Source organism: Rhodobacter sp. JA431, from assembly GCF_900217725.1.
In the GTDB taxonomy this organism is placed as follows: domain Bacteria; phylum Pseudomonadota; class Alphaproteobacteria; order Rhodobacterales; family Rhodobacteraceae; genus Rhodobacter; species Rhodobacter aestuarii.
The window spans coordinates 1-26,633 of record NZ_OBMP01000005.1 but is presented as its reverse complement, the minus strand read 5'-3'; the positions used below and the strand labels follow the sequence as shown (position 1 = coordinate 26,633).

Below are 26,633 nucleotides of genomic sequence, written 5' to 3'. Positions count from 1 at the left end.
GGGGAGATAAGCATATGGGCGGCGGTTTCGGCAAGGGATGCCATCTGCATTTGATCGACGGCTCGGCTTTCATCTTCCGTGCCTATCACGCGCTGCCGCCGCTGACGCGCAAGTCTGACGGGCTGCCGGTGGGGGCCGTCGCGGGCTTCACCAATATGATCTACCGCTACATTGAGGAAGCGAAGGGCGATGATGCGCCCACCCATGCGGCGGTGATCTTTGACTATAGCTCCAAGACCTTCCGCAACGAGATTTACCCCGCCTACAAAGAAAACCGCCCGCCCGCGCCCGAGGATTTGCGCCCGCAATTTCCGCTCACGCGGGAGGCCACGAGGGCGTTCAACCTCGCCTGCCTTGAGATCGAAGGGTTCGAGGCCGATGACATCATTGCCACTTTGGCGCGCCAAGCGCGCGAGGCGGGGGGGCGTGTGACCATCATCTCGTCTGACAAAGACCTGATGCAATTGGTCGGCAATGGCGTTGGCATGCTCGACGCGATGAAAAACCTTGTGATCGGCCCCGATGAGGTGGAGGCCAAATTCGGCGTTCGACCTGAGAAGGTGGTGGATGTGCAGGCATTGGCGGGGGATTCGGTCGATAACGTGCCCGGCGCGCCGGGGATCGGCATCAAAACTGCCGCGCAACTGATTGCGGATTATGGCGACCTTGAAACGCTTTTGGAGCGCGCAAGCGAGATCAAACAGCCCAAGCGCCGCGAAACGCTGATCAACTTCGCCGATCAAATTCGCATCTCGAAGCAGTTGGTGACTTTATGCGATACCGTGCCGCTTGAGTTTGGACTTGATACGCTGGAGGTCAAAGATCCCGACCCGGATAAGCTGCTGAGCTTCCTCAATGAGATGGAATTCCGCACGCTGACGAAGCGGGTGGCGGATAAGTTCGGGCGCGAAGCACCTGTTCCCGCCCCAAGCTCCAGTGATAAAGCCGCCTCCGTTTGGGCCGATGGCGCGGCCCCGCAACCGCGGCTTGACCCGCAAGCCGTGCCCGATGCGCCGATTGATCCGGCCAGCTACGTGATGATCAGCGATGCCGAAACGCTGGAGGCTTGGCTTGCCGAGGCGCGCGCGACGGGCGTTGTGGCGGTAGATACGGAAACGACCGGCCTTGATGAAATGCAGGCAGATTTGGTGGGCGTGTCGCTGGCCACCGCGCCGGGCAAGGCCTGCTATATTCCGCTGGCCCATAGTTCGGGGGGAGATGATCTTTTTGGCGGAGCCGAAAAGGTCGCCGGGCAGATGGACTTTGACACGGCGCTCGCGCTCCTAAAGCCCGTGCTCGAAGATGATGCGATCCTGAAAATCGGCCAGAACATGAAATATGACTGGAAGATTTTTGCCCGCTACGGCATCCGCGTCGCGCCTTTTGATGACACGATGCTGATGTCTTACGCGATGTTTTCGGGCCTGCATGGCCACGGGATGGATGCGCTGTCGGAGGAATATCTTGGCCATCGCCCGATCCCGATCAAAGATCTGATCGGCTCTGGCAAATCGCAAATCACCTTTGACAAGGTCGCGCTCGATAAAGCCACGCCTTACGCTGCCGAAGATGCCGATATCACCTTGCGGCTTTGGCGCGCCTTCAAGCCGCAACTGTCGCGCGCGCAGGTGACCACGGTTTACGAAACGCTGGAACGCCCGCTGGTGCCGGTTTTGGCGGAAATGGAAATGGCGGGCGTGAAGGTCGATACTTCAGTTCTGTCGCGCATGTCGAACGTGTTTGCGCAGCGCATGGTGGGGCTGGAGGAAGAGATTCACAGCCTCGCGGGTCAGCCTTTTAACGTGGGGTCCCCCAAGCAATTGGGGGAGGTGCTCTTTGATGTGCTCGGCGTGCCAGGCGGCAAAAAGGGCAAAACCGGCGCCTATGCCACCGGGGCGGATGTGCTGGAAGACATCACCACGATGGAAGATCACAAGCAGGCGGCGGAACTGGCGTCTAAGGTTTTGGATTGGCGGCAAATTTCGAAGCTGAAATCGACCTATACCGACGCCTTGCAAACCCATGTGAACCCCGATACGGGCCGCGTGCATACCTCTTATAGCATTGCGGGGGCCAACACCGGGCGGCTTGCCTCCACCGATCCGAACTTGCAAAACATTCCCGTCCGGTCGGATGAAGGCCGTCGTATCCGCGAAGCGTTCATCGCGCCCGAGGGGCAAAAGATCGTGTCGCTCGATTATAGTCAGATCGAGTTGCGCATCTTGGCGCATGTGGCCGACCTGCCCGAGATGAAGGAAGCCTTCCGCCAAGGGATCGACATTCACGCGATGACGGCGTCGGAAATGTTTGGCGTGCCGGTGGAGGGGATGGACCCGATGATCCGCCGCCAAGCCAAGGCGATCAACTTTGGCGTCATCTACGGCATTTCCGGCTTTGGGCTTGCGCGCAATCTGCGCATTCCGCGCGCCGAGGCGCAGGGCTTCATTGACCGCTACTTTGAGCGTTTCCCCGGCATTCGCACTTATATGGATGAGACGGTTGCCTTCGCGAAAGAGCATGGCTTTGTGCAAACGCTCTTTGGCCGCAAAATCCACACACCCGAGATCAATGCCAAAGGCCCCGGCGCGGGCTTTGCCAAACGCGCCGCGATCAACGCACCAATCCAAGGGGCGGCGGCCGATATCATTCGCCGCGCGATGATCCGTATGCCGCAAGCGATTGCGGATCTGCCCGCGCGGATGCTGCTGCAGGTGCATGACGAATTGATCTTTGAGGTCGAAGAGGGCGCCGTTGAGACGCTGATCGGGGCCGCCCGTAGCGTGATGGAGGGCGCGGCAGAGCCCGCCGTGAAGCTCTCGCTGCCGCTGGTCGTGGATGCCGGACAGGGCGCAAGCTGGGCCGAGGCGCACTAATCAAGCACCCAAAACGAGAGACTCACCTCGCCTAGCGCCGCGGCCCCGTGCCGCGGCGCAGTCGTTTGACGCGCGAGAAACCGCGCAGGCGCCTGCGACAAATTTGCGGAGTTAAAAAATATTTTTTGGCGCGATGGTGCGGTTTTGGCGCGAAACGCATGCGAAAACCCGAATAAAATAACTACCTTTCAGGGGGTTCGTCCGCCAAAGTGACACAGTCACATGCGTGAGTCGCAAACTAAGCAATTGATCTGCGTCACTTTTTGAAGTGGGACACTTTGCCCAAGTGCGACAGCCCGCGCAGGCGCGACAGCCCGCCGCAGGGTCCATAGGTCAAAAGACCGCCTGTACGGGACAGGGCGGACGAACCAGTTGGAGAGGACGACAATGGAGTTCGGACTTGTGGAGCTGTCGCGGCTCCAGTTTGCAGCGACAGCAATGTATCACTTCTTATTCGTGCCCCTAACGCTTGGGCTTTCGATCATGCTCGCGACGATGGAGACGGTCTATGTCATGACCCGTCGTCCGATCTGGCGGCAAATGACGAAGTTCTGGGGCACGCTTTTTGGCATTAACTTTGTGCTGGGCGTGTCGACGGGGATCACGATGGAATTCCAGTTCGGCATGAACTGGAGCTATTACAGCAACTACGTGGGCGACATTTTCGGGGCGCCGCTCGCGATTGAGGGCCTGATGGCCTTCTTCTTGGAAGCCACCTTCGTGGGGCTTTGGTTCTTTGGCTGGGAAAAGCTGCGCCCGCGCGCGCATATGTTTGTCGGCTGGTGTGTGGCTATCGGCTCGAACTTCTCCGCGCTGTGGATTTTGATCGCCAATGGCTGGATGCAGAACCCGGTGGGGGCTGAGTTCAATCCGATGACCATGCGCATGGAACTCGTTGATTTCTATGCGGTGCTCTTCAATCCGGTGGCGCAGGCCAAATTTGTGCACACCGTGTCGGCGGGCTATGTGACGGCGGCGATCTTCGTGGTTGGTGTGTCGTCTTGGTATTTGCTGCGTGGCCGCCATATCGAGCTTGCGCGCCGCTCCATCGCCGTGGCTTCGGCCTTTGGTCTGGCCGCCTCTCTCTCGGTGATCGTGCTGGGCGACGAGTCGGGCTATGAAGCGACCCACAACCAAAAAATGAAGCTCGCCGCGATCGAGGGCATGTGGGAAACCGAAGAGGCTCCGGCTTCCTTCAACCTGTTCGGCATCCCCGATCAAGAAGCGCGTGAAACCAAATATGCGATCAAGATCCCTTACGTGATGGGTCTGATCGGCACGCGTTCGTTGACCGAAGAAATGCCCGGCATCAAAGAGTTGGTCGAAGGTGCCGAGGTGCGCATTCGTGATGGTCTCATTGCCTATGACGCGCTGATGCAGATCCGCGCCAATAAAGGCGATGTCGCCCCCGAGGTGACGGCAGCCTTTGAAGCGCATTCGGATGACCTTGGCTATGCGATGCTTCTGTCGTCGATGGTCGAAGATCCGATGACTGCCACCGATGAACAAATCGAGGCGGCGGCGTGGAAAACGGTGCCCGGCGTGGCGCCGATGTTCTGGACCTTCCGTTTGATGGTGGGCTTTGGCTTCTTCATGTTGGCGCTGCTGACCTACATGTTCTACGTCACCAACTTCCGGGGCGGGAACTATCCGCAGCTTGCGCTGAAAACGGCGGTCTTCATCATTCCGATGCCGTGGCTGGCCGCTGAAATGGGCTGGTTTGTGGCCGAGTTCGGTCGCCAACCTTGGACCGTGGACGGGCTTTTGCCCACCGCGCTGTCGGCCTCGCATCTTTCGGTGTGGGATCTGGCGGTGACGCTTGGTGGTTTCGTGGCGCTTTATACCACGCTTTTAATCATCGAGATGAAGCTGATGCTGGCCGCGATCCGCAAGGGCCCGGTGCAAGACGTCGAGGTCGTTGCGGCCTGGAACGCCAAGCACGCCCCTGTAGCCGCCCAACCTGCGGAGTAAGACCATGATCTTGCATGAACTTCTAAACTACGAAATCCTGCGCGTGATCTGGTGGGGCTTGCTGGGCGTGTTGCTCATTGGCCTTGCCGCCACCGATGGCTTTGACATGGGCGTGGCGGCGCTTTTGCCCTTCGTCGGCACCAGCGACGCCGAGCGCCGGGTGGTGATCAACACCGTTGGCCCTGTGTGGGAAGGTAACCAAGTCTGGCTGATTTTGGGCGGTGGGGCGATCTTCGCCGCTTGGCCGCCGCTTTATGCGGTCAGCTTCTCGGGCTTTTACCTTGCCATGTTCTTGGTGCTGGCAGCGCTGATCTTGCGGCCCGTGGGCTTCAAGTATCGCAACAAGCGCGACAGCTTCACGTGGCGCACGCGCTGGGACTGGGCGCTCTTTATCGGTGGGGCTGTGCCTGCGCTGATCTTTGGTGTCGCGGTCGGCAACGTGTTGCAAGGTGTGCCTTTCACGCTCGAAGATAACCTGCTTTCGGTCTATCCGGGCAACTTTATCATGAAGCTTCTGGGCCTTCTGAACCCGTTCGCGCTGTTTGTGGGTGTGGTGTCTTTGACGATGCACCTCAGCCATGGCGCATCTTGGCTCGTGCTCAAGACCGAGGGCGCTGTGCAAGCGCGGGCGCGTCGCTTTGGGACCTTTGCAGGCCTTGCCGCGATCGTGACCTTTGCGCTGGCTGGCGTGTGGTTGGCCTTCGGGGTCGAGGGCTATCGCTTCGTAAGCGAGCCCGATCACTTCGGCCCGTCGAACCCGCTTCTGTCGGAAGTGGTGCGCGGTGGTTCGTGGCTTGACGCCTACACCACCCGCCCGTGGATCATCATTGCCCCGATCATGGGCTTTGTGGGCATGGCGGCGCAGGTGATCTTGATGCGGCTGTGGAGTGGTTGGTCGGTCGTTGCGGGCAAAGTGGGTATCTTCGGCATCATCTCGACGGTGGGTCTGACGATGTTCCCCTTTATCCTGCCCTCGTCGCTGAACCCGACCGCTTCGCTTACGGTCTGGGATAGCTCGTCGTCGCATATGACGCTGTTCATCATGCTGATCTGCGCGCTGATCTTTATGCCGCTGATCCTTGCTTACACTTCGTGGGTCTACAAAGTGCTCTGGGGCAAGGTCACGCAAGAAGACATCACCTCCAACCCCAACGCTTACTAAGAGGTCTGAAACATGTGGTATTTTGCCTGGCTTCTGGGTCTGCCGGTCGCGGTGATGTTCGGTGTGATCAACGCGATGTGGTTTGAACTGCAAGAGGACCGCCGCGCGCGCGGCGAGTGATGCAAGCTTCCGGCGGCGTGTATCGCGCCGCTGGGCCCCGGCATCGCGTCCCTGCGTCTGTTCGGGTTACTTGTCGCCCGGGTCCACTGGCCCGGGCGGCTTTTTTATGGCCGACTGCCGCGCAACGTCGGGCCGTAGAAGGCCCGTGCTCAAAGTTGTTGGCGGAGGGGGAGGGGTGACGGAAACCGCAGCGACCGTGGGGGCGAAATTTCCCGAGAGCCTGACGAGTCAGGTGGGCGCCAGGTACCAAGGCCAGGGCCATGGAAGAGCCAGCTCCCTCAGGAATGGTTATCGGCCACTGGAAAAAGGCCCCGTTTACGCGAAGAGCAGTAACCGTCACGGGCAGAGATAGGATGCACGCCCCGCTTCGGCAAGGGGGTCAGAGTTCTTCCCAGCGGCTCAGTCCCTTACGGCACCAGCGCATCCGCTCCAGAAAGCCCATCAGCAACGTGAAAAGTGGAATCGCAATCAGCGACATCGCCAAAATAATGGTTGGGTCTTGCCGGAATGAGGCCCAGTGCCACAGCACATTGACCACGAAATTGATCAAGGCGAAGGGAATGCCATAGGCCAAAAGCCGCAGATGCAGCGGCAGATAGGGCCAAGGGCGCGGCGACTCGCCCAACATGCGCAGCAAAAATGGCATCCCCGGAATCATGCGGGGTGCCTTCAGGCCGACTGAGTCTAATTCGGCCTTTGCTGCAGCAAGACGGCGCTCGTATTCCGACATTCCGGACACCTTAGTTCAATTGAATTTATAAAATTGCGCGTTGGCCGCGCAGGGTCAAAACGGCGCGATGCCGCATGCGACATGCGGTGGTTTAGGGGCGGGTTAAGCCGATCTGTGGTGGGCGCAGCGATCTGCGCTTTGACGCGGCCTGATGTGAGGCCGCTTCGGAGACGTTTTTCCCTGTTTTTCCATGGCAACGCGCAGTTTTGCGGCGTGTTGGCTATGCGCATCTGTTGACGGCGCGGAACCCCTTCTTCGTCTGCAATTGACAAATGTAACCGATTACATCACGCTGTCGTCAATGAATCAGGGTGCTAAACACTGAGTCTGGACGCAGAGGGCGGGAGATCGTTCTTGTACCGTTGGGGGGACGGGTCCGGCGCAGCAGCATCTGACGATTTCGTCAAAGGTCCGGCTGTTCCGGGCAAAAGGAGGAAAAATGCAATCCAAATGGTTCATCGCCGCGGTGACGGCAACGGCACTGGGCACAGTGGCGACGGGCGCCAACGCCGATACGTTCAAGATTGGCCTTTCGAATGGCTGGGTCGGGAGCGAATGGCGCACCCAGATGATCGAAGAGGCGCAAGCCGCCGCCGCCGCTTGGGCGGATGAAGGGACCACTGTCGAGGTGGTGGTGCAAAGCGCCAACGTCGATGCGCAGGGCCAAATTGGTCAGGTGCGCAACTTCATCAACCAAGGCGTGGATGCGATCATCATCAACGCCAACAGCCCGACCGCCTTTAGCCCGATCTTCGCACAAGCTGCGGCGCGCGGGATTTTGGTGATTGCCACCGATGCGGAAGTGTCTTCGCAAGACGCGATCTATGTTGGCATCGACCATAAAGAATGGGCGATGCAATCGGCGAAATGGCTCGCCGAGACGCTCGAAGGCAAAGGCAATATCGTTGCGATCAACGGTGTTGCGGGGCACCCGGCAAACGAAATGCGCGTTGCGGGCTATCGTGAGGTGTTTGCGGAATACCCCGATATCCACGTTCTGAATGAAGCCAATGCCAACTGGGATCAGGCGCAGGGCCAACAGGTGATGCAAAACCTGCTCGCCACCTACCCGGATCTGCAAGGCGTTTGGGTGCAAGACGGGATGGCCGCAGGCGCGTGGCGCGCGATCATGGCCGCCGAGAAAAAAGACGATATCGCCGCCACCGGGGAAATCCGTAAGGACTTCATGACCGTGTGGAACGAAGAAAACCTGACCTCTGGCGCGTCGGTGAACCCGCCCGGCGTTATGGCAAGCGCGCTCAACGTGGCGGTGCTGAAGCTGCAAGGCCGCGAGTTCAAAGACGATATCTTCACCGGCACCTATGGCAATGCGATCTATCTGCCGATCCCGTTCGTCTCGAACGAGAACCTGGCGGAGAAACTCTCTGAAGCCGAAGGCAAACCCGGCTATTGGTCGGTGACCGCCGCGATTTCGCCGGAAGAAGCGGCCGCTTTCTTCAAATAATCCATGCTCTTGGGGTGCCCGCGCTTCGATGCGCGGGTATCCGACCAGCAAAATGGGGTCCGCCATGAATATGGCCATCGAGGCGAAAAGCCTAACCAAGACATTTGGCTCGGTGCGTGCCCTGACAGAGGGGCGGCTACGGGTCGCCGAAGGGGAAATCCACGCGCTTTTAGGGGCGAATGGATGCGGCAAGAGCACCTTGTCAAAGATTATCGCGGGCACCCATGCACCAAGCTCGGGCAGCCTGCGGATCAATGGGCAAGAGGTGAGTTTTGCCTCGCCCCGTGCCGCAGAAGACGCGGGCGTCGCGCTCTTTTATCAAGAGCTGAGCCTGATCCCGCAGCTTTCTGTGGAAGCGAATATCTTCTTGGGCCGGGAGCCGCGCACCGCAGTGGGTGCGATTGACCGCAAGGCGATGCGCGCCATGGCGCAAAAGCTGATTGACCGATTTGGGGAAGCCGTCGGGCCGGGGTTGCGCCCCGAAGCACGGGTGAGCGATCTGCAACCGGGAGAACGGCAGATCGTCGAAATTCTCAAAGTCTATGCCAAGAACCCACGCATCGTGATCATGGATGAGGCGACGGCAGCACTGGATAGCCGTCAGGTAGCCGTGTTCTTCGATTTCTTGCGTGAAAAGCGTGGCGAGGGGGTCTCGACCGTTTTCATCTCGCACCGGCTGGCCGAAGTATTCGCGATTTGCGACCGGATCACGGTGATGCGCAATGGCGAAACCGTGGCGGAAATGACGGTCGCCGACACGACGCAAGAAGAGGTCGTGCGGATGATGGTGGGCGATATTCACCGCCCGCAAAAACGTGCGGCGAAAACCGGCACGGCGACGCCGATCTTTGAGGTGCGGAACGTAACGGGCGCACGCTTCCATGATGTTTCGCTGAGCCTTTCGCCCGGTGAAATCCTTGGCCTTGGCGGCTTGCAAGGGCAGGGGCAATCGGCGCTGTTGCGCGGTCTCTTTGGGATCACGCCGCTCACTGCGGGCACATTGCATCTTGAGGGGCGTGCCTGCCGCATGCGCCGCCCCGCGCAAGCGATGGCCGAGGGGCTGGCCTATGTTTCGGGCGACCGGGTCTCGGATTCCGTTCTGCAGGGGCGCTCGATCTATGAAAACCTGCTGGCGGCATTGGTGATGCGCGAAGGCAAGCTTTGGCTCTCGCCGCGTCAGATGGCGCCGCGTCTAAGCGCTGAGGCGGCAAGCCTGAAAACCAAATATGCCCAGCTGTCTGATGCGATCAACACGCTCTCAGGCGGCAACCAGCAAAAGGTGTTTATCGCGCGTTGGCTGGCCATGCAGCCGCGTATCTTGTTGCTAGATGACCCGACCAAAGGCATCGACCTTGGCGCGAAAGCGGATCTTTTTGCCTTGATTCGCGATTTGGCAGACAAGGGCGTGGGCATCATTCTCTATTCGTCAGAGGAATCCGAACTTCTGGACAATTGTGACCGGATCGCTGTCTTCAATGGCGGCGCGGTGGTCACCGAATTGTCTGGCGCGACGCTCGATTCCTTCCATCTGACCCGTGCCGCTTTTGGAGAGTCATGATGCGCGCTCTTTTGAAAATGGAACGTCCTGCATGGCTTTTGGCCGCTGCCGCGCTTGTCGTTTTGGTGGTGATCAACGGGCTGGTGCAGAAGGGCTTCTTTGCGCCCATGGTGCTGCAATCAAACCTCACCACCTTCTTGCCGCTGGTGCTGGTGGCGATTGGCCAGACCTATGTGATCTTGGCGGGAGACATTGATCTTTCGGTAGGGGCGGTTGCGGCGCTTGTGAATGTGATCACCGTCAGCGTCATGGCCGCCCTGGGCGGAAGTGCTGGTGCGATTGCTGCGGGCATGGGCGCGGGAATTTTGGTCGCGGTTGCTTGCGGGCTGCTCAACGGGTTGCTGATCGCGGTGCTGCGGCTTCAACCGATGGTGACCACCTTTGGCACCGGGATCATCTTTTCGGCGCTTGCGCTTTGGGTGTTGCCGCAAGCGGGGCTCGTGGTACCAGATGCCTATTGGAGCACTTATGGTGGTGCGATCCTTGGCCTGCCAACGGTCCTATGGATTTTGCTGCTCGCCGCGCTGTTCGTCTTTGTGCTGGCGCGGTTGCCGTTTCAAAGCTGGCTCAAAGCCGTGGGCGGAAACCGCTCTGGCGCGTTTCAAAGCGGCCTGCCGCTTACGGGGATCCGCATTAAGGCGTTTGTGCTGAGTGCGATCTTCGCCGGCTTGGCCGCTCTGTGCCTGACGGGGGAAACCGCGACCGGTGACCCGCTGATGGGGCAAAGCCTTGGTATGGGCTCGATCTCCGCTGTTGCGCTCGGCGGCACGCTTTTGTCGGGCGGCGTTGGCGGCGCGATGGGCTCTATCCTTGGGGCGCTGCTTTTGGGGATGATCGGCAATGTGATCTATTTCGCCGGGCTGCCCTATGAGTATCAAACGCTGGTGCAGGGTTTGATCGTTTTGGCGGCCCTCGCGGGCGGCGTGGTTCTGGCGCGTCGGTAAGGAGAGTTTGAGATGAGCAATGGCCTTACCTCTGATATCAACGCGCGCCCCTGGCAAACAAAAGCGCTCACATTGCTGCGTGATCCGCTGACACTGGCGCTGTTGGCCATCGTCGTGATGCTCGGCATTGGCGAGGCGCTGTCTCCGGGCTTTGCGCGCGGCGATCAAATCGTTCGGCTTTTGACAGTGGCTGCGCTTTTGGGCATCGCGGCGGCTGGGCAAAACCTTGTGATCTTGTCGGGCGGTGCGGGGATCGACCTTTCCGTCGGTGCGCTGATTTCCTTTGGCGCGGTGGTTGCGGGCAATGTGATGAACGGCGCGGATGCCGCGATCTTGCCTGCAATTCTGGCCGCAATCGCCGTGACCTTCCTGTTTGGCTGCGTGAACGGGATCGGGGTAACGGTGATCCGTATCCCGCCCATCGTGATGACGCTTGGCATGATGGCGGTGGTTCAAGGCGGTCTGGTGGTCTTTTCGCAGGGCATCCCCTCGGGCAATGCCGCGCCCGCGCTGATGAACTTCATCAACAAGCCGATGCTGTTTGGCCTGCCGGGGATTTTGTTTGCCTGGCTTGCGCTCAGCATCGCCATGGTGATTTTGCTGCGCCGCACTTCGCTTGGTTTTGCGATCTATGCGATCGGCGCGAATGAGCAAGCGGCGCGCTTGGTCGGGCTTCCGGTCAAAACGGTGCGCGTGTTGGTCTTTGGGCTTTCGGGTGCGCTTGCGGGCCTGACTGGGGTGATGGTGATCGGCTATACCGGCAACTCTTTCATCTCGGTGGGCGATCAATACATGCTTCCCACGATCATCGCCGTGGTCATCGGCGGCACTTCGCTTGCGGGGGGCAGCGGTGGTTATGTGGGCACGGTCGCGGGGGCGATTGCCTTGGTGCTGCTGCAAAGCCTGCTGACCACGCTGCATCTGGAGGTTTGGGGGCGGCAATTGATCTTTGGCGCCACGCTCCTTGTCTTGCTGGGCATGTACGGACGCCAGCAAGCCCCTCGGGTTTAAAATGGTCGGCGCGTCACCAAATATCCGCGATGTTGCGCGCCGGGCGGGCGTGTCAACGGCGACGGTGTCGCGCACCTTGGCGCAACCCGATAAGGTGCGCGAAGATACCCGCCAAAAGGTGATGGAAGCGGTTGAGGCGCTGGGGTTCGTGCCAAATGACCGGGCGCGGGTGTTGCGTCGCCAAACCAGCAAAACCGTCATTTTGCTGGTGCGCGATATCTCCAACCCGTTCTACCTCGATATTTACAAAGGCGTTGAAGAGGCTGCCTTTGCCGCGGGGTATAAGGTGCTGATGGGCGATGCGCGCGATGATGATGAGCGTATCAGCCATTACATTGATGCGGTGCGCGAGCGCCATGCCGATGGGGTGATTTTGATGATCGGGCGGCTTCCCGCCCGTTTTCTGGAAGACCCGGCCCGCCTGCCGCCGGTTGTGGTGGCCTCTGAGGCGATCCAAGAAATGGACCTGCCTACGGTTAAGGTGGACAACGTTGCCGCCGCGCAGGGCGCGGTGGAATACCTTATTGCTGGCGGGCATCACCGGATCATTCATCTTGCGGGGCCGGTGGATGATTATCTGGGCACCGCCCGGCTTGAGGGGTATCGCGCCGCATTAGAAGCCGCCGGGATCGCCTATGATCCGGGCCTTGTTCTCTCGGGTGATTTCTCTTTGGTGGCGGGGCGTGATCTGGTTGAAGGGCTGCTTGTGCGCGGCGCAGAATTCAGTGCGATCTTTGCCGCGAGCGACCAGATGGCGATTGGGGCCATCACTGCGCTGCGCCAGCACGGCTTGCAGGTGCCCAAAGACGTTTCGGTGATTGGCTTTGACGATACGTTGATTGCCTCGATGGTCGATCCGGCGCTGACCACGGTGCACCAGCCGCGCCGCGATATTGGCTTTGCCGCCATGCAGATGATGATCGCGCGGCTGAACGGCACCACGACCCCACCCGATCAAATTTTCCCGACAGAGCTTGTGGTGCGGGGGTCTACCCGCGCGCGGCCTGTCGATACACCCTCGCCATGAAAGGGGATCCAGATGAAAACGCTCAAGGGACCGGGCCTGTTTTTGGCTCAATTCGTGGGGACGACCGCGCCGTTTGACAACCTTGATGGGTTGGCAAGCTGGGCGGCTGATCTTGGCTATAAGGGGCTACAACTGCCCACCACGGCGGGCCTTTTTGATCTGGAAAAGGCCGCGACCTCGCAAACCTATGCCGATGAGCTGACAGGGCGTTTGGCCGAAAAAGGCGTGGTGATCACGGAACTTTCCACCCACCTGCAAGGCCAACTCGTTGCCGTGCATCCGGCCTATGACGCGCTGTTTGACGGCTTTGCGCCTGCTGAGGTCCGGGGCAACCCGAGCGCGCGCACCGCTTGGGCGACCGAGCAACTGAAACTTGCCGCGCAAGCCTCGCGCAATTTGGGGCTCAAGGCGCATGCCAGCTTCTCGGGCGCTTTGGCTTGGCCCTATGTCTATCCATGGCCGCAACGCCCCGCGGGGTTGGTGGAGGCTGCATTTGAAGAATTGGCGAAACGCTGGACACCGATTTTGGATGCCTATGAAGAGGCTGGCGTTGATCTTTGCTTTGAGCTTCACCCCGGTGAAGATCTGCATGATGGCGTGACCTTTGAGCGGTTCTTGGAGGCCACGGGCAACCATCCCCGCGCCAATATCCTTTATGACCCGTCGCATTTTGTGTTGCAGGCGCTCGACTATCTGCAATTCATCGACATCTATCACGATCGTATTCGCGCCTTCCATGTGAAGGATGCAGAGTTGCAGGTCTCGGGCCGCTCGGGTGTTTACGGCGGTTATCAAGGCTGGGTCGATCGCCCCGGTCGGTTCCGCTCGCTGGGCGATGGCACGGTCGATTTCAAAGGCATCTTCTCGAAACTCGCGCAATACGATTTCGATGGCTGGGCCGTGCTTGAATGGGAATGTGCGCTGAAGCACCCAGAGCAAGGCGCGGCCGAAGGGGCTGCCTTCATCCGCGACCATATCATTCGCGTGACCGAACATGCCTTTGATGATTTTGCCCAAAGCGGTGTGGATCACGCGGCCAATCTGAAACTTCTTGGCCTGAACTAAGGATAAGACCATGAGCAAATCTCGTATCCGTATTGGCATGGTCGGCGGGGGCGAAACCGCCTTTATCGGCGGGGTGCACCGTATTGCGATGCGCATCGACGACCAGTTCGACTTGGTGGCCGGCGCGCTGGATGCCGATGCCGCGCGTGGGCGGGCCTTTGCCGCGACGCTTGGGATTGCCGCAGACCGCGCCTATGACAGCTATCTGGATATGTTCGCGGCAGAGGCGGCGCGTCCGGATGGGATTGAGGCCGTTTCCATCGTTACGCCGAACTTCTTGCATTTTCCGGTGGCGAAAGCGGCGCTTGAAGCCGGGATCCATGTGATCTGTGAAAAGCCGATGACGGTCACGCTTGAAGAGGCCGAAGAACTGGCGGCGCTGGTGGCGTCGAGCGGCAAGCAATTCTTCCTGACCCATACTTACACCGGTTACCCGATGGTGCGGCAGATGCGCGAGATGATCGCCGCTGGCGAAATTGGCACGTTGCGCAGGGTCGAGGCGGAATATCTGCAAGATTGGCTTGCCGATGCCGTGGAAGACACGGGCGCAGAAGGGGCCGTTTGGCGCACCGATCCGAAAAAGGCGGGCGCGGGCGGGGCGATTGGCGATGTGGGAACCCATGCCTACAACCTCGCCGCTTTTGTGACGGGGCAGGAGCCGGTCGAGCTTTTGGCGGAGCTTAGTTCCTTCGTGAAGGGTCGCCGGGTCGATGATGATGCGGCGATCTTGCTGCGCTACCAAGACGGTGCGAAGGGCTCGATTTTGGCGAGCCAAGTCCTTCCGGGCAATGGCAACAACCTGTCGCTGCGGGTCTATGGCGATAAGGCCGGGCTCGAATGGCGCCAAGAGGCCCCCGAGGAGTTGTATTTCACCCGCCTTGGTGCGCCGCGCCAACTGCTGCGTCGGAATGGTGCCGGGGCCACGCCCGCCGCCGTTTCAGGCAGCCGTGTGCCTGCGGCCCATCCAGAAGGCTATCTGGAGGCATTCGCCAATCTTTACCGGGATGCCGCCAAGGCGATTATCGGTGAAACTGGTCCGAGCACCGTTCCCGGTGCGCCTGATGGCGTGGCGGGGCTGTCGTTTGTGGAGGCTTGCTTGAAGTCTGCGCAGGCTGGCTCGGTTTGGGTGCGTCTGGCGGACTAAGTGAACACGCGGGGCCTATGCGGCCCCGCCCAGTTCTTGCCTTACATCGGCAGCAGGTTGAGCATCATCGCTTTCGCCAGCGCTTGATCGCGGGTCCGCGCCTTGAGTTTTGTCTTGGCACTGCTGATGTGTTTTTCAAACGTGCGCTCTGACAGGTTCAACTGCCAACAAATCTCGCCCGAGCGGTGCCCAGTCATAAGGCCTGCGAGGCAATCGATTTCGCGGGGCGTCAACCCGATCAAAGCATTGGGCCGCTGGTCACGGAGCACATGATCCAAAAGCCACGCCGCCTGCGCGAGCATGGGGCCGACACCCTGCCAATAGGTCGCGAAACTCTCCGCGTTTGGCTGTGGCGCGCACCATAGGCCAAGACCCGCCGCTCCATCGCGTCCCTCATGCAGGTGCAAAGAGATTCCTGACACAAGCCCGAGCTCATGCGCTTGTTCACGATAGGCCGCCGCTTCCGGGGTTGTTGTGATCCGCGATTGCCAAACGATGGCACGCTCTCCACGGCGCAACAGCGTGACGGTTGGGTCGTAGGTGAAAGCAGCCGTTTCCGCGATCTGCGATGACCAGTCCGCACAATAGCTGTGGCGCTGAAAAAGCGCGCTTGCGGGCGGTGCTTCCTTCAATTCACCGGGGCGCCAAAGCCGCAGATAATGGAACCCCAAAACCTCATGGCTGTGCAAAAACTTACCAAAGGCGGCAAAAGGATCGCGCGCCTTAATCAGCGATTCGCGTAGATCGGCAAGCTTGGGGGGCAGGGCCACTTCCCGTTTGAATGCCGTCAAATAGCTATGTTCAAGCGCCGTCATAGTCGTTGTACCCACCTTCTAAGCAAAAGGCTTAGGCGGGCCGAATTCTTCGCTCAACGGACTCGACTCCGGTCTTGTGTTCAGTCGCTATCGTGTTAGAGGCGTCGCTTGGGTGAATGACGGTCCTTTGGCTTTCGTTAGGGTGTGGTGCGCCGATTGTCGGCGAAGTGTATGAGAGCGTGACATGGACGAGAAACTGGTCCTCCTTGCGATGGAGGCGATCAACGATTCGCAAAAATGGTCGCAAGTGTTGGCCCATATGATGATGGCAACCGGCGCAAAGGCGGCGATCATCACCTTGCGCGACGGTAAAACCTGCCAGATCGTTGATGATGAAGCCTTGCTGACCGAGTATCACTCGCCCTTGGTTTGCGGCTTTTCGATCCAAGCGATCGCCCATTACATGCAAAATCTTCGCACGCGCGACACTTGGGCAGATGTGCAATGCACGCATTATCCAGAGCGCCCGATGTTGATGTCGCGCGTGTTCGACCCCGCCTCCGCGCCGGATCAGAGCTTCTTTGATTGGGTAAATGCCGCAGGTGTCACGGATACGGCGGTCTTCGAGCTTGAGCGGATGCCGGGCTATTGGACGGCGTGCAATTTGTTCCTTGGGCCGCAATCGGCTGCGGAAAAACAAGCCGCTCTAGACTATGCCGCTGACAATTATTGCTTTTTGCGCAAGGCATGGCAGACAGCGCAGAATATGGTGCATGTTGAACAGGCGCGCCACGCCGCCTTCGATCAATTGGCGCGTATGTCGATTGCCGCCTGTATCACCGGCCCAAATGGCGAGGTGGAGCGCAGCAACGCACTTTTTGATGTGCTGTTGTCCGAGGGGCAAGTGGGCACATGTGGGCCGAAGCGGCGGCTTCTTGTGCCGCGTGCCGCGCAACAGCACGGTGCCGCCAGTTGGCTGGCGTCGGCGGCGAGTGACACAATCGAGGCCAAAGAACCGCTTGATGTCTGGGCGACGCCTTTCTCACCTGATCCGCTTTACCGGGACCAGCGTGCCCCGAGTTGGATCGTGACCTTTGGCAAGAAACGTGATGGCGTCCCTTGCCCGTTGCCGCTGCATGAAGTCGCCCTGACCGCGCAAGAGCGGCGCCTTTTCGATGCAGTGCGGGCCGGGGCGACGGTGGCGCAGGCGGGTGAGGTGATTGGGGTTAAACGGTCGCGCGCCTTCGATATTTGGGCCGAGATCAAGCAAAAGCTCGGGATCCGCAATGCGCACCAGATCCGCGAGCAAAGCACTGTTTCGGTTGCCAAAGCCAGCTAGACGCGAAGGCTTGATCAGCGCCGGAATTGCAGCGCGAGGGCAAAGGTGTGCGAGGGGGTATTGAGCCCCTTTGGCGCGGCGGAGAAGCGCCCGGCTTTGCGCACGGCCGCCAGCGCGGCGTTGTCCAGCGCCCCATGCCCCGATGAACGCGCGACCGTGGCTGCCAACAACTGGCCCGTTTGGCTGACGGTCAGGTTGACGATGGCTGTGCCAGAGGCGCGGCCCGCACTTGCTGGGTAGCGTTTGCTACGCTCGATCCGGCTGCGGATTTGCGCGCCCCAACGGTTCAACAGGTTTTGCGTTTGGCCGGGCGAGAGGGCAGGGAGCGCGGCTTGGCCCGCGGCCCCAGCAAGCTCGGCCCCCCCAGCACCAGAAGCCCGCGTTGCCGCGCGGCTTTCGCTTGGTGTTGGCGCGGGCTCACGTCGCGCGGCCTTCGGTTCTGGTTTCGGCTGCGGGCGTGTTTTCGGGGCTGGGGGATCGGGGCGTATTTCCGGCGGCAGCAAGATCGGATCGGGCAGGGCGACCTGCGGAATATCTATTTTCGGTGCGCTGAGCGGCAGCGTCATTTCCGGGGCGGGCAAGGTTATGGCGGGGGGCGCAAGCTCGATAAACTGCGCCTCAATGGCGGCAAGCGTTTCCAACTCTTGCCCGCCATCGCCCGCAGAAACCTCTGGCCCGCCGCCGTCTTCGCGTGTGATCAGGGCCAACGCCGCGCCATGCAACGCAAGCGAAACCACGAGCCCCGCAGCAAGGGCCCGCGCAGGGAACGGCAAGGGCGCACGCTCAAAAGCAAGGCTCATGGCGCAGCCTTTTCTGCGCCAACAAGGCCGATTTTCAGATAGCCCGCTGCGCGCATCTGATCAAAGAGCGCCATGATCTCCCCATAGGCCACGGCTTGATCGGCGGAGAGGAAAATCCGCGCCGAGCGGTCGCCTTCGGTCGCGCTTTCAAGCGCGGGGCCAAGCGCTTCTGCGGTGAGCGTGTCACGACCCAAAAGGAGCACCCCATCGGCCTGAAGTGTCACGATCACCGGGTCTTTGGGGCGGGCTTCAGGCGCGGCAGAGGCTACGGGCAAATCGACCGGCACATCCACGGTCGAAAGCGGTGCCGCCACCATGAAGATGATCAAAAGCACCAGCATCACATCAATAAAGGGGGTGATGTTGATCGCGGCCTCGGGGGCGAGGTCGTCTTCTGCAAAAAGCCGCCCCGCCATTATTCGGCCACCAGATGCAAAGCCTGTGGGGGCGCATGGCGCGCGCGGTCAAGGTCGCGCGAAAGCGTGCGCTCGACAAGCGCGGCGGCATCGGCCAAAGCGGTGCGATAGCCACCCAACGCACGCGTCAGATGGTTGTAAAGCAGTACCGCCGGGATCGCGGCAACCAAGCCGAGCGCCGTGGCCATCAAGGCTTCGGCAATCCCCGGAGCGACCACGGCAAGGCTCGACGATCCACTTTGCGCAATGCCAACAAAGGCGTTCATAATGCCCCAAACGGTGCCAAACAGCCCAATGAACGGTGCCGTCGCGCCAATTGAGCCAATCACCGTGACCCCAGCTTGCATGATCCGGGCGGCGCCCGCCTCGATCCGTGCCAGCTCAATCGCGACGCGTTCTTTTACCCCGGCATCCGGCAGGCCCACAGAGGCGCGGATTTCCGCGCGGGCGGCTTGTGTCATGCGTGCGATCAGCCCCGGCGCGTCTTCCTCTGGGCCAAGTTGCCCTCGTGCGGCAAGCTGGCGATAGTCCCGCCGCAAGCGGTGTTGTGCGCGCGACAGCTGCCACAGCTTGCCCGCCCAGATCGCCCAAGCCAGAATCGAGGCGGCCACCAATCCAAGCATCACCGCTTTCACCACCCAATCGGCGGCCATGAACATGGCAAGCGGTGTCAGCGCCTCTGAGGCGGCAGCGTCGCGCAACGCTTGCGCAAGCTCTGTCGCCCCAAGGCGGTCAAGAAGCAGGATCAAGGGATCGTCGCCGGTCGTCATGGCAAACCTCGCAGGCTGGGGCTGGGAAAGGCGCTGGCGACGGGCTGGCGATCAAGGCGTGTTTCGGATTAAAGTGAAAGAGTCAAGTATAGGCCGCTCAGCCCGCAGGGGTCTTGCGCTGGATCGAGGTGAAAGCCTCAAATTGCGGGCTACCCGCGTGCAGTTTGCGCGTATCACCGGCACGGGCATGGGCCGCGCGGAATTGTTCCGATGTGGTCCAGTTGCGGAAATCGGCCTCACTCTCCCAAACCGTGTGGGAGGCATAGAGCCGCGTGCCATCCTCTGCCTCCGGCCCGCGTAGCATGTTGAATTCAACAAATCCGGGCAATTCATGCAGGCGAGAGTCGCGCCCCAGCCAAAGCGCTTCAAAGGCTTCGGCGTTTTCCAGCGGCACGGTGAAACGGTTCATGGCAAGGAACATGGGCATGCTTTCGAAAGGGACGATTCCGGATCATCCTGCGCCGAAAAAAGATGAATTTCAAATCTTGACTTTATTGGTCAGATTTTTAATTGAAAACAAAACCGCCATGCCAGCGCCGTGCCAGCAAAGCCAATTTCCGCTTTTCTCTGGAGACACCCATGCGCCATGCATCGCGGCATCTGGCCGCCCTTTTGCTTTGTTCCACGGCTCTTGCCGTGCCGGCTGCGGCACAAGACGCGAGCGATATCACCTATCTTGGGCAGATCGTGATTGGCTATGCCGAAGATGGCACGCCGATCTTTGCGGGGGAAAACGCGACCCATCTTGGGTCCGATGATCTGCGCGGCGCAGCCTCCACCACTGATCTGGATGGGCTTTTGCGGCAGCAAACGTCGGTCTTCACACAAAAAGATCCCGGCAATCCGGGCGTTTCTGTCAACATTCGCGGCTTTGAGGGCTCGGGCCGGGTGGCGATGTCGGTTGATGGCGTGCCGCAGACCTACAGGCTTACCGGGCACGCCGCGCAGGGCTATGTTTTTGTGGATGAAAACCTGCTGGCGGGGGTGGATGTGACACGCGGCCCGGTCACCGCGCTTGGCGGCTCCGGTTTTGCGGGCTCTGCGGATTTCCGCACGCTTGAGGCGGGCGATGTGCTCAAAGACGGGGCCACGCAAGGCGGTATGGTGCGGCTTGAGCAGACCGATAATGGCCATGCGACCTCTGGCATGGCGGCCGCGGCGCTGCAGGCGGGGCGGTTTGACATGCTTTTTGCTGCGTCGCGCCACACGGGCGATGATTATGCCGATGGCGCGGGGGCAACGGTTGCCAACACCTATCAGGATATTTCCTCGCAGCTTTTCAAGCTTGGCTATGACCTGTCGGACAGCACCCGGATCAGCTTTTCGCTGATGCATTATGAAAGCGATTTCTTCGCCACAGGCTATGGGCAGAGCCTGACGAATGACATTGCGAAATTGGGGCTGCGCTACACGCCCGGCTCCGCGCTCATTGATTTGCGGGCAAATGTCTACACTGGCAAAACCGAGACCGATTGGGTGTCTGGCTCCGGTGCTTACGTTGGCCGCACGCTTTCGACCCGCACCACCGGTTTTGATATGACCAATACCTCGGACATCGCGCTTGGCGCTTGGACGCTGACGAGCGCGAACGGGATCGAGGCTTCGCAAGACCGTTTGGGCGGCACGGCGGGCGGGGTGAACCCGACCACGGGCACCGCCAAACGCGCCGCGCTCTTTTCAGAAAATGTGTTTGCCAATGGCCCGTGGGAAGTGACGGCGGGATTGCGGGCGAATTACTACAGCCTGAAAGGCACGGCCTCCTTGGGCGATATCGACATCTCAGATCAGTCGCTCGACCCAAAGCTGACGGTTGCCTATCAACTGACCGAGTGGTTCCAGCCCTATGTGACACTGTCGAAGGGGATGCGCGCGCCGACGCTGCAAGAAACCATGCTTGGCGGCAGCCATCCGGGCGGCGGCGTTGGGATGGTGGCGAACCCGAACCTCGAACCCGAAACCGAGCAAGGCTATGAAATCGGGTTTAACCTCAACCGTGAGGGGGTGTTTGCCTCTGGCGACCGGCTGACCGGGCGGGTGAATTACTACCACATGGATGTGGAGAATTACGTGGTGGCCCGGTTCACCACCAATAGCTGGGGTCAAACAGGCTATGCCTTTGCCAATTTGCCGGGGACCTCGCGCACCGAAGGGGTAGAGGTCGAACTGATCTATGAACATCCCGGCTTTGATCTTGGGCTCAGCTACACCCACAACAGCGCGCATCTGCTGAGCCAGATGCCGGGCCTTGGCGCGGGGCAATATCTGCCTGATGACACGCTGTCTTTGCGGCTCTCGCGGGATTTGCTTGAGGATCGGCTGACACTTGGGGCGCAGTATAGCTATGTCTCGGGCGGGCTGTTCACCGATACCTACACCACCACCGCCTACCAAAAAGACGACAGCTACGAATTGGTCGATCTGTTTGCGAGCTACGCGCTGACAGACGATGCGGTGCTCTATGCCAAGGTCACCAACGTTTTTGACACGGTCTATGTGCCGTGGCTTTCGGCCTCGGCCACCGAAAACGGCCAAGGCCGCACCCTCCACATCGGCACCTCGCTGCGCTTTTGATCCAGAAAGGATATCCTATGACGCTTTCCATTGAAGAGATCCGCGCCGCGAAACTGGCCGCCCCCAAAGCGCGCCCGCGGGAGTTGGCGCGCGATCTGGGTATTCCTGAAGCGGCGCTTTGTGCGGCCCGGATCGGGCAGGGGGCGGCCCGCATCAATGTCACGCCCGATGCGCTGATCCCGCGCCTCACCGCGCTTGGCCCGGTGATGGCGCTGACCCGCAACGAAAGCTGCGTGATCGAGAAGGTCGGGGTCTATGACGATTACCGCTCGGGGGCGCATGCCGCGTTGGTGGTGAACGAAGAGATTGATCTGCGGCTCTTCCCCGCGCATTGGGTGCATGGCTTCGCGCTCGAAGAAGAAACCGAGCGCGGCGTGAAACGTTCGCTGCAAATCTTCGATGCGGCGGGCGATGCGATCCACAAGATCCATTTGCGCGAAGAAAGCGATGTATCGCAGTGGGCGGGGCTGGTGGATGCGCTGCGCCTGCCCGATCAAGACTCCGTCTTGTCTTTTGCGCCTCGTAAACCGATCGAGGCGGCGAAGCTCAACCCCGAGAAACTGGCCGATTTGGTTGCGGGTTGGGAGGCGCTTGAGGATACGCATCAATTCCTGCGGCTGTGTTCCAAGCTGAAAATGAACCGGCTGGGGGCCTATCGGCTTGCGGGGGCGCCTTTCGTGCGGCCCTTGGCCAATGAGGCGGTGGAACAGTTGCTGCACCAAGCTGCAGAGCAAGCGGTGCCGATCATGGTTTTTGTCGGGAACGCGGGCTGCATCGAAATTCACACCGGGCCTATTCAGCGCGTGGTGGAAACCGGGCCGTGGATCAATGTGCTTGATCCGGGCTTTGATCTGCATTTGCGGCGCGACCACATTGCCGAAACCTATGCGGTGGTCAAAAACACTGCCCGCGGCCCGGCCCATTCGGTGGAGTTTTTTGACGCCGAGGGGGGGCTGATCGCGCAAATCTTTGGCGTGCTGCGTGCGGGTGAAGCGGCGGTCACGGGCTGGAACAGCCTTGTGGCCGATTTGCCGGGCGCGCGGCAGGTGGAGGCGGCGCAATGACCCGCCTTTTCCTTGCGCTTTTGCTCGCATTCGCGCCGCTTGCGGTTGCGGCTCAGGAGCGAGTGCTTTCAATCGGCGGAAGCCTGACCGAAGTCGTTGTCGCGCTTGGGCAAGAGGCGCGGCTTGTTGGGCGCGACACCACCTCAACCTATCCCGAAACGGTCACAGACCTGCCCGATGTGGGCTATATGCGCCAGCTTTCGCCCGAGGGCGTGCTGTCGGTGCGCCCCGATCTGATCTTGCTCACCGAAGGGGCGGGGCCGCCTGAAACGCTTGCCACCTTGCGCAGTGCGGGCGTGGATCTCGTCACCGTGGCAGAAGGGCATAGCCCCGAGGCGGTGAACGAGAAAATCCGCGCGGTTGCGCAGGCGCTGGGCGTGGCACAGGACGGGGAGGTCTTGGCCGCCCGCGTGGCAGATGAGATCGCTGCGGCGCGGGCTGCTGCGGTCCAAGCGTCGGGGCGAAAACCGCGTGTGCTGTTTCTTCTAAGCAATTCTGGGGGTCGGCTCACCGGTGCAGGCACCGACACCGCCGCCCAAGCGATGATCGCGCTGGCGGGCGGTGAAAACGCGTTGACGGGCTTTGCTGGCTACAAGGCGCTGACAGATGAGGCGATTGCGAGCGCTGCCCCCGATGTTTTGTTGGTGATGGAACGTGGTGCCGCAGGGCCACAGGCCAAGACCGATTATCTGAGCCATCCGGCGATTACGGCGACTCCGGCGGGGCAGGCGGGTCGCGTGGTGCAGATGGAGGGGATGTTCCTTTTGGGCTTTGGCCCGCGCACTGGGCAAGCGATTGCGGCGCTTCATGGCGCGCTTTATCCGGAGCCGCGTTAAAATGGCGGCGCATCGTCTGCCCGTTCCGTTGGTTGGCGGTGCCCTTGGGGTGTTGCTTGGTGCGGCAACGGTGGCCAGCCTGAGCCTTGGGGCCTCGGGGCTTTTGCCTTGGGAGCCGCTTTGGCGCGAGATTTCACCAGCGGAGCGGGCGATCTTGTTCGACATCCGGCTTCCGCGCCTGCTTTTGGGGGCGCTGGTGGGGGCGGGGCTCGCGGTTTCCGGGGCTTTGATGCAGGGGCTCTTTCGCAACCCTTTGGCCGATCCGGGCCTTGTCGGTGTGGGCGCTGGCGCGGGGCTTGGCGCGGTGATTGCCATCGTCTTGGGGGGCGCGCTGCCCGCCGCGCTGCACGCGGCGACGGGCATTTATCTGGTGCCGATCTTCGCTTTTGCGGGCGGCTGGGCCGCGACGCTGATCCTTTACCGTGTTGCCAGTGCGCGCGGCCAAACCTCGATTGCCACCATGCTTTTGGCGGGCATCGTGCTGGGGGCCCTTGCGGGGGCCGTCACGGGGCTTTTGATCTTTGCTGCCGATGATGCGCAATTGCGCGATCTGACATTCTGGGGGCTTGGCTCGCTGGCAGGGGCGAATTGGCCCAAGCTTGCTGCCGCCGCCCCGATCTTGATTTTGGGTCTTTTAAGCACCCCGCTTTTGGCGCGCGGGCTTGATGCGATGGCTTTGGGGGAGCCCGTCGCGCGGCACATGGGGGTGCCGGTCGAGCGGGTCAAACGCGGCGCGATCCTTGCCGTGGCGGCGATGACGGGCGCCTCGGTTGCGGTTTCGGGGGGTATCGGCTTTCTGGGCATTGTTGTGCCGCATATCCTGCGCTTGGCGATTGGGCCGGGGCATCGGTTGCTTTTGCCGCTTTCGGCGCTTTTTGGGGCCGCGCTGCTCATCGCGGCCGATACGGCCGCACGGCTTTTGGTGGCCCCCGCCGAACTGCCCATCGGCATTTTGATGGCGCTGATCGGCGCGCCGGTGTTTTTGTGGATATTGCTTGCGCGCCGCGCGCATCTGGAGATTTGAGATGCTGGAGGCCGAACAGCTTGGGGCAACTTTGGGCGGGCGTGCGGTGCTGCAGGCGGTGCATCTGCGGGCGCGACCCGGGGAAATCACCGCGATCGTCGGGCCAAACGGCTCTGGCAAGACCACGCTTTTGCGCCGCCTTACGGGGGATTTGGTGGGCACGGGGGAGGTGAGGCTCGAAGATGTGTCTCTGACCACGCTTTCTGGGCGCGATCTCGCGCGCCGCCGCGCTGTGCTGCCGCAATCGGTTTCGGTCGGCTTTCCTTTCACGCTGCGCGAAGTGGTGGCGATGGGCCATGCGTCTGGCAATGCCGCGCATCTGCCCGGTGTGGTCGAAGCCGCGCTTGAAGAGGTTGGTCTTGCAGATAAAATCGACGGTTTCTTCCATGATATGTCCGGCGGTGAGCAGGCACGTGGGCATCTGGCACGGGTCCGCGCACAGGTCTGGGCCCCCGTGTATGAAGGGCGCCCCGCTTGGCTTTTCGTCGATGAGCCGGTGGCCGCGCTCGACATTGGCCACCAACTACAGGTGATGGCCGTGCTGCGCCGCTTTGCCGATGCGGGCGGCGGGGTGATTGCCGTGATGCATGATCTCAACCTCACAGCCATGCATGCCGAACAGATGGTGTTGATGGAGGCGGGCAAGATTTCAGCCGCCGGTTCGCCCGCCGAGGTGATGACCGCGCCACTTCTGTCGCGCGCCTATCGCTGCCAGCTTTGCATGAACACGGCCCCCAAAGACGGGGTTTGGCTTTTGCCCCAGGTTGCCAAGATGCTTTAAGGCATTTCGCTCATGATCTGACGCACCGCGATCAGTTCTGCGCCGATGCGGCGGTAAAGCGGCGCTTTCGCCGAAGTCTTCCGCCAGCCCAGAACCACCCGGCGCGGGCAAGCCTCCGGTAGCGCCGCGGTGTCGATCTCGGCCCCCGCCACCCCCCCGGCCGCGATCGCAAGATCGGGCAGAAGCGTGATCCCGAGCCCCTCGCCGACCATCGCGATCAGGGTCGGCAGCGAGGTTGCCGCGAAACTGTCGTCTTGCGCGATGTTGCGGTCGGGAAAGGCCGAAAGCGCATGGCGTTGCAGGCAGTGGCCGCGCTCGAGCAGCATCAGCCGCGCCCCCTCCAGCGCCTCGGCCCGCACTGCGCCCGCGCCCAAAGTGCCGGGCGGCGCGGCAAGGTGATAGCCGTCGTCGAACAGGTCCATCACCTCGATCCCCTCCGCCTCGAAGGGCAGCGCGAACAAGATCAGATCGAGCCGCCCCGCCGTCAGCCCGGCAATCAGGCTTTCGGTCATTTCCTCGCGCAGGAACAGCCGCAGATCGGGAAAGCGCGCGCGCAGGCCGGGCAGCGCGCGCGGGATCAGATAGGGGCCGATGGTGGGAATGGCGCCAAGCCGCAGATCGCCGCCCTCGGGCGCGGCCTGCGCGCGGGCAAGGTCTTCGATCTCCTGCGCCGCCAGCAACAGACCTCGCGCCCGCGCCGCGATCTCGCTGCCCAGCGGGGTCAGGATCACGCTGCGCCGGGTGCGCTCGGCTAGGGCCACGCCAAGCCGCGCCTCAAGCTCTGCCAAAGCGGTCGAAAGCGTCGGCTGCGTCACCGCGCAGATCTCGGCGGCGCGCGAGAAACTGAGCGTATCGGCCAGGGCAACCAGAAAGCGCAACTGGCGCAGAGTGAGATGCGGCATATACATTGGCTTTATCTATCACAGATCGCCGCACAATCAATTTCAACTATGAAACGCCCAAGGCTAGATCTTCCGCAACGCAACCAAGGAGGATCTCCGATGACGACCGACACCCCCGCCGCCCTGCCGATGCCGCAACTCAACGCGCCGGCGCCCGCCTTTGACGCGCCCACCACGCATGGCCAGCGCAAGCTTTCCGATTACGCCGGCAAATGGCTGATCCTGTTCTCGCATCCGGCCGATTTCACCCCGGTCTGCACCACCGAATTCATCGCTTTCGCGAAGCTTCAGCCCGAATTCGAGGC

25 protein-coding genes are annotated in these 26,633 nt (G+C 61.1%); 18 read left to right on the top strand and 7 right to left on the bottom strand.

Features of this window, described 5'->3' with window-relative positions:
* Positions 1-14 precede the first annotated feature (14 nt).
* The 4 genes from polA to cydX all read left to right on the top strand — a co-directional run bounded on the left by polA (position 15) and on the right by cydX (position 6,126).
* Entirely contained in the window at positions 15-2,873 is a 2,859-nt protein-coding gene (gene polA / locus CRO18_RS11270; RefSeq protein ID WP_097082198.1) for a DNA polymerase I, read from the top strand.
* A gap of 387 nt (positions 2,874-3,260) precedes the next feature.
* On the top strand, positions 3,261-4,844 hold the full coding sequence (locus CRO18_RS11265; RefSeq protein WP_076483640.1) for a cytochrome ubiquinol oxidase subunit I: 1,584 nt from the start codon (positions 3,261-3,263) through the stop codon (positions 4,842-4,844).
* Positions 4,845-4,848: 4 nt separating this feature from the next.
* Positions 4,849-6,006 carry a cytochrome d ubiquinol oxidase subunit II gene (gene cydB / locus CRO18_RS11260; protein WP_097082197.1) on the top strand — a complete coding sequence of 386 codons (1,158 nt, stop codon included), beginning with the start codon at positions 4,849-4,851 and terminating at the stop codon, positions 6,004-6,006.
* Positions 6,007-6,018: 12 nt separating this feature from the next.
* Positions 6,019-6,126: a cytochrome bd-I oxidase subunit CydX gene (gene cydX, locus CRO18_RS11255; protein ID WP_076483638.1), complete on the top strand. Its 108-nt coding sequence runs from the start codon at positions 6,019-6,021 to the stop codon at positions 6,124-6,126.
* Between the two features lie 379 nt (positions 6,127-6,505).
* On the opposite strand, the gene CRO18_RS11250 is transcribed toward cydX, so the two are convergent.
* The gene (locus CRO18_RS11250) at positions 6,506-6,856 is read right to left on the bottom strand and encodes a DUF6404 family protein (RefSeq protein ID WP_249276052.1); all 351 of its coding nucleotides are present in this window, start codon (positions 6,854-6,856) and stop codon (positions 6,506-6,508) included.
* A 439-nt stretch (positions 6,857-7,295) separates the two neighbouring features.
* Between CRO18_RS11250 and CRO18_RS11245 the strand changes: the two genes are divergently transcribed.
* The 7 genes from CRO18_RS11245 (at position 7,296) to CRO18_RS11215 (ending at position 15,070) form a co-directional block, all read left to right on the top strand.
* The gene (locus CRO18_RS11245; protein WP_097082195.1) at positions 7,296-8,321 is read left to right on the top strand and encodes a substrate-binding domain-containing protein; all 1,026 of its coding nucleotides are present in this window, start codon (positions 7,296-7,298) and stop codon (positions 8,319-8,321) included.
* Positions 8,322-8,385: 64 nt separating this feature from the next.
* Positions 8,386-9,879 (top strand): sugar ABC transporter ATP-binding protein, encoded by a 1,494-nt coding sequence (locus tag CRO18_RS11240; protein ID WP_097082194.1) that lies wholly within the window; start codon positions 8,386-8,388, stop codon positions 9,877-9,879.
* Positions 9,880-9,896: 17 nt separating this feature from the next.
* Positions 9,897-10,823 carry an ABC transporter permease gene (locus CRO18_RS11235; RefSeq protein ID WP_249276051.1) on the top strand — a complete coding sequence of 309 codons (927 nt, stop codon included), beginning with the start codon at positions 9,897-9,899 and terminating at the stop codon, positions 10,821-10,823.
* Between the two features lie 12 nt (positions 10,824-10,835).
* Positions 10,836-11,834: an ABC transporter permease gene (locus CRO18_RS11230; protein ID WP_097082192.1), complete on the top strand. Its 999-nt coding sequence runs from the start codon at positions 10,836-10,838 to the stop codon at positions 11,832-11,834.
* Between the two features lies 1 nt (position 11,835).
* On the top strand, positions 11,836-12,861 hold the full coding sequence (locus CRO18_RS11225; protein WP_097082191.1) for a LacI family DNA-binding transcriptional regulator: 1,026 nt from the start codon (positions 11,836-11,838) through the stop codon (positions 12,859-12,861).
* A 12-nt stretch (positions 12,862-12,873) separates the two neighbouring features.
* The gene (locus CRO18_RS11220) at positions 12,874-13,926 is read left to right on the top strand and encodes a sugar phosphate isomerase/epimerase (protein WP_097082190.1); all 1,053 of its coding nucleotides are present in this window, start codon (positions 12,874-12,876) and stop codon (positions 13,924-13,926) included.
* Positions 13,927-13,936: 10 nt separating this feature from the next.
* Positions 13,937-15,070 (top strand): Gfo/Idh/MocA family protein, encoded by a 1,134-nt coding sequence (locus CRO18_RS11215; RefSeq protein WP_097082189.1) that lies wholly within the window; start codon positions 13,937-13,939, stop codon positions 15,068-15,070.
* A 41-nt stretch (positions 15,071-15,111) separates the two neighbouring features.
* Here the strand turns inward: CRO18_RS11215 and CRO18_RS11210 are convergent, their stop codons facing one another.
* Entirely contained in the window at positions 15,112-15,885 is a 774-nt protein-coding gene (locus CRO18_RS11210; protein ID WP_097082188.1) for a LuxR family transcriptional regulator, read from the bottom strand.
* A gap of 184 nt (positions 15,886-16,069) precedes the next feature.
* Here CRO18_RS11210 and CRO18_RS11205 point away from each other — a divergent pair, with 184 nt between their 5' ends.
* Positions 16,070-17,164 carry a hypothetical protein gene (locus CRO18_RS11205; protein WP_097082187.1) on the top strand — a complete coding sequence of 365 codons (1,095 nt, stop codon included), beginning with the start codon at positions 16,070-16,072 and terminating at the stop codon, positions 17,162-17,164.
* Between the two features lie 14 nt (positions 17,165-17,178).
* On the opposite strand, the gene CRO18_RS11200 is transcribed toward CRO18_RS11205, so the two are convergent.
* The 4 genes from CRO18_RS11200 to CRO18_RS11185 all read right to left on the bottom strand — a co-directional run bounded on the left by CRO18_RS11200 (position 17,179) and on the right by CRO18_RS11185 (position 19,571).
* Positions 17,179-17,964: an energy transducer TonB gene (locus CRO18_RS11200; RefSeq protein WP_097082186.1), complete on the bottom strand. Its 786-nt coding sequence runs from the start codon at positions 17,962-17,964 to the stop codon at positions 17,179-17,181.
* On the bottom strand, positions 17,961-18,380 hold the full coding sequence (gene exbD, locus CRO18_RS11195) for a TonB system transport protein ExbD (RefSeq protein WP_076483626.1): 420 nt from the start codon (positions 18,378-18,380) through the stop codon (positions 17,961-17,963). Before exbD ends, CRO18_RS11200 begins: the two co-directional genes overlap by 4 nt.
* Positions 18,380-19,150, bottom strand: a complete 771-nt coding sequence (gene exbB, locus CRO18_RS11190; RefSeq protein WP_097082185.1) for a tonB-system energizer ExbB — start codon at positions 19,148-19,150, stop codon at positions 18,380-18,382. The genes exbD and exbB overlap by 1 nt, the downstream gene beginning before the upstream one ends.
* Before the next feature lie 97 nt (positions 19,151-19,247).
* A complete protein-coding gene (locus tag CRO18_RS11185) occupies positions 19,248-19,571 on the bottom strand; it encodes an antibiotic biosynthesis monooxygenase (protein ID WP_097082184.1) in 324 nt (107 codons plus the stop codon).
* Positions 19,572-19,729: 158 nt separating this feature from the next.
* Between CRO18_RS11185 and CRO18_RS11180 the strand changes: the two genes are divergently transcribed.
* From CRO18_RS11180 to CRO18_RS11160, 5 genes are read left to right on the top strand one after another with little or no spacing between them, the layout of a single operon-like run.
* Complete coding sequence (locus CRO18_RS11180) at positions 19,730-21,721, top strand: TonB-dependent receptor domain-containing protein (protein ID WP_097082183.1); 1,992 nt, start codon at positions 19,730-19,732, stop codon at positions 21,719-21,721.
* A gap of 17 nt (positions 21,722-21,738) precedes the next feature.
* The gene (locus tag CRO18_RS11175) at positions 21,739-22,785 is read left to right on the top strand and encodes a hemin-degrading factor (protein ID WP_097082182.1); all 1,047 of its coding nucleotides are present in this window, start codon (positions 21,739-21,741) and stop codon (positions 22,783-22,785) included.
* The gene (locus CRO18_RS11170; RefSeq protein WP_097082181.1) at positions 22,782-23,621 is read left to right on the top strand and encodes a hemin ABC transporter substrate-binding protein; all 840 of its coding nucleotides are present in this window, start codon (positions 22,782-22,784) and stop codon (positions 23,619-23,621) included. The genes CRO18_RS11175 and CRO18_RS11170 overlap by 4 nt, the downstream gene beginning before the upstream one ends.
* A gap of 1 nt (position 23,622) precedes the next feature.
* Complete coding sequence (locus CRO18_RS11165) at positions 23,623-24,645, top strand: iron ABC transporter permease (RefSeq protein ID WP_249276064.1); 1,023 nt, start codon at positions 23,623-23,625, stop codon at positions 24,643-24,645.
* 1 nt (position 24,646) lies between these two features.
* Positions 24,647-25,426 carry a heme ABC transporter ATP-binding protein gene (locus CRO18_RS11160; protein WP_097082179.1) on the top strand — a complete coding sequence of 260 codons (780 nt, stop codon included), beginning with the start codon at positions 24,647-24,649 and terminating at the stop codon, positions 25,424-25,426.
* On the opposite strand, the gene CRO18_RS11155 is transcribed toward CRO18_RS11160, so the two are convergent.
* Positions 25,423-26,328 carry a hydrogen peroxide-inducible genes activator gene (locus tag CRO18_RS11155; RefSeq protein ID WP_170952642.1) on the bottom strand — a complete coding sequence of 302 codons (906 nt, stop codon included), beginning with the start codon at positions 26,326-26,328 and terminating at the stop codon, positions 25,423-25,425. The genes CRO18_RS11160 and CRO18_RS11155 overlap by 4 nt on opposite strands.
* Before the next feature lie 99 nt (positions 26,329-26,427).
* On the opposite strand from CRO18_RS11155, the gene CRO18_RS11150 reads away from it, so the two are divergent.
* Positions 26,428-26,633 (top strand): redoxin domain-containing protein (locus CRO18_RS11150; protein WP_143128629.1); only part of this gene is annotated, 206 nt, incomplete at its 3' end.

Excerpts from the sequence above, each read along its gene's own strand:
- polA (WP_097082198.1), top strand. The coding sequence starts at position 15 with ATGGGCGGCGGTTTCGGCAAGGGATGCCATCTGCATTTGATCGACGGC.
- CRO18_RS11265 (WP_076483640.1), top strand. The coding sequence starts at position 3,261 with ATGGAGTTCGGACTTGTGGAGCTGTCGCGGCTCCAGTTTGCAGCGACA.
- cydB (WP_097082197.1), top strand. The coding sequence starts at position 4,849 with ATGATCTTGCATGAACTTCTAAACTACGAAATCCTGCGCGTGATCTGG.
- cydX (WP_076483638.1), top strand. The coding sequence starts at position 6,019 with ATGTGGTATTTTGCCTGGCTTCTGGGTCTGCCGGTCGCGGTGATGTTC.
- CRO18_RS11250 (WP_249276052.1), bottom strand. The coding sequence starts at position 6,856 with ATGTCGGAATACGAGCGCCGTCTTGCTGCAGCAAAGGCCGAATTAGAC.
- CRO18_RS11245 (WP_097082195.1), top strand. The coding sequence starts at position 7,296 with ATGCAATCCAAATGGTTCATCGCCGCGGTGACGGCAACGGCACTGGGC.
- CRO18_RS11240 (WP_097082194.1), top strand. The coding sequence starts at position 8,386 with ATGAATATGGCCATCGAGGCGAAAAGCCTAACCAAGACATTTGGCTCG.
- CRO18_RS11235 (WP_249276051.1), top strand. The coding sequence starts at position 9,897 with ATGGAACGTCCTGCATGGCTTTTGGCCGCTGCCGCGCTTGTCGTTTTG.
- CRO18_RS11230 (WP_097082192.1), top strand. The coding sequence starts at position 10,836 with ATGAGCAATGGCCTTACCTCTGATATCAACGCGCGCCCCTGGCAAACA.
- CRO18_RS11225 (WP_097082191.1), top strand. The coding sequence starts at position 11,836 with ATGGTCGGCGCGTCACCAAATATCCGCGATGTTGCGCGCCGGGCGGGC.
- CRO18_RS11220 (WP_097082190.1), top strand. The coding sequence starts at position 12,874 with ATGAAAACGCTCAAGGGACCGGGCCTGTTTTTGGCTCAATTCGTGGGG.
- CRO18_RS11215 (WP_097082189.1), top strand. The coding sequence starts at position 13,937 with ATGAGCAAATCTCGTATCCGTATTGGCATGGTCGGCGGGGGCGAAACC.
- CRO18_RS11210 (WP_097082188.1), bottom strand. The coding sequence starts at position 15,885 with ATGACGGCGCTTGAACATAGCTATTTGACGGCATTCAAACGGGAAGTG.
- CRO18_RS11205 (WP_097082187.1), top strand. The coding sequence starts at position 16,070 with ATGGACGAGAAACTGGTCCTCCTTGCGATGGAGGCGATCAACGATTCG.
- CRO18_RS11200 (WP_097082186.1), bottom strand. The coding sequence starts at position 17,964 with ATGAGCCTTGCTTTTGAGCGTGCGCCCTTGCCGTTCCCTGCGCGGGCC.
- exbD (WP_076483626.1), bottom strand. The coding sequence starts at position 18,380 with ATGGCGGGGCGGCTTTTTGCAGAAGACGACCTCGCCCCCGAGGCCGCG.
- exbB (WP_097082185.1), bottom strand. The coding sequence starts at position 19,150 with ATGACGACCGGCGACGATCCCTTGATCCTGCTTCTTGACCGCCTTGGG.
- CRO18_RS11185 (WP_097082184.1), bottom strand. The coding sequence starts at position 19,571 with ATGTTCCTTGCCATGAACCGTTTCACCGTGCCGCTGGAAAACGCCGAA.
- CRO18_RS11180 (WP_097082183.1), top strand. The coding sequence starts at position 19,730 with ATGCGCCATGCATCGCGGCATCTGGCCGCCCTTTTGCTTTGTTCCACG.
- CRO18_RS11175 (WP_097082182.1), top strand. The coding sequence starts at position 21,739 with ATGACGCTTTCCATTGAAGAGATCCGCGCCGCGAAACTGGCCGCCCCC.
- CRO18_RS11170 (WP_097082181.1), top strand. The coding sequence starts at position 22,782 with ATGACCCGCCTTTTCCTTGCGCTTTTGCTCGCATTCGCGCCGCTTGCG.
- CRO18_RS11165 (WP_249276064.1), top strand. The coding sequence starts at position 23,623 with ATGGCGGCGCATCGTCTGCCCGTTCCGTTGGTTGGCGGTGCCCTTGGG.
- CRO18_RS11160 (WP_097082179.1), top strand. The coding sequence starts at position 24,647 with ATGCTGGAGGCCGAACAGCTTGGGGCAACTTTGGGCGGGCGTGCGGTG.
- CRO18_RS11155 (WP_170952642.1), bottom strand. The coding sequence starts at position 26,328 with ATGCCGCATCTCACTCTGCGCCAGTTGCGCTTTCTGGTTGCCCTGGCC.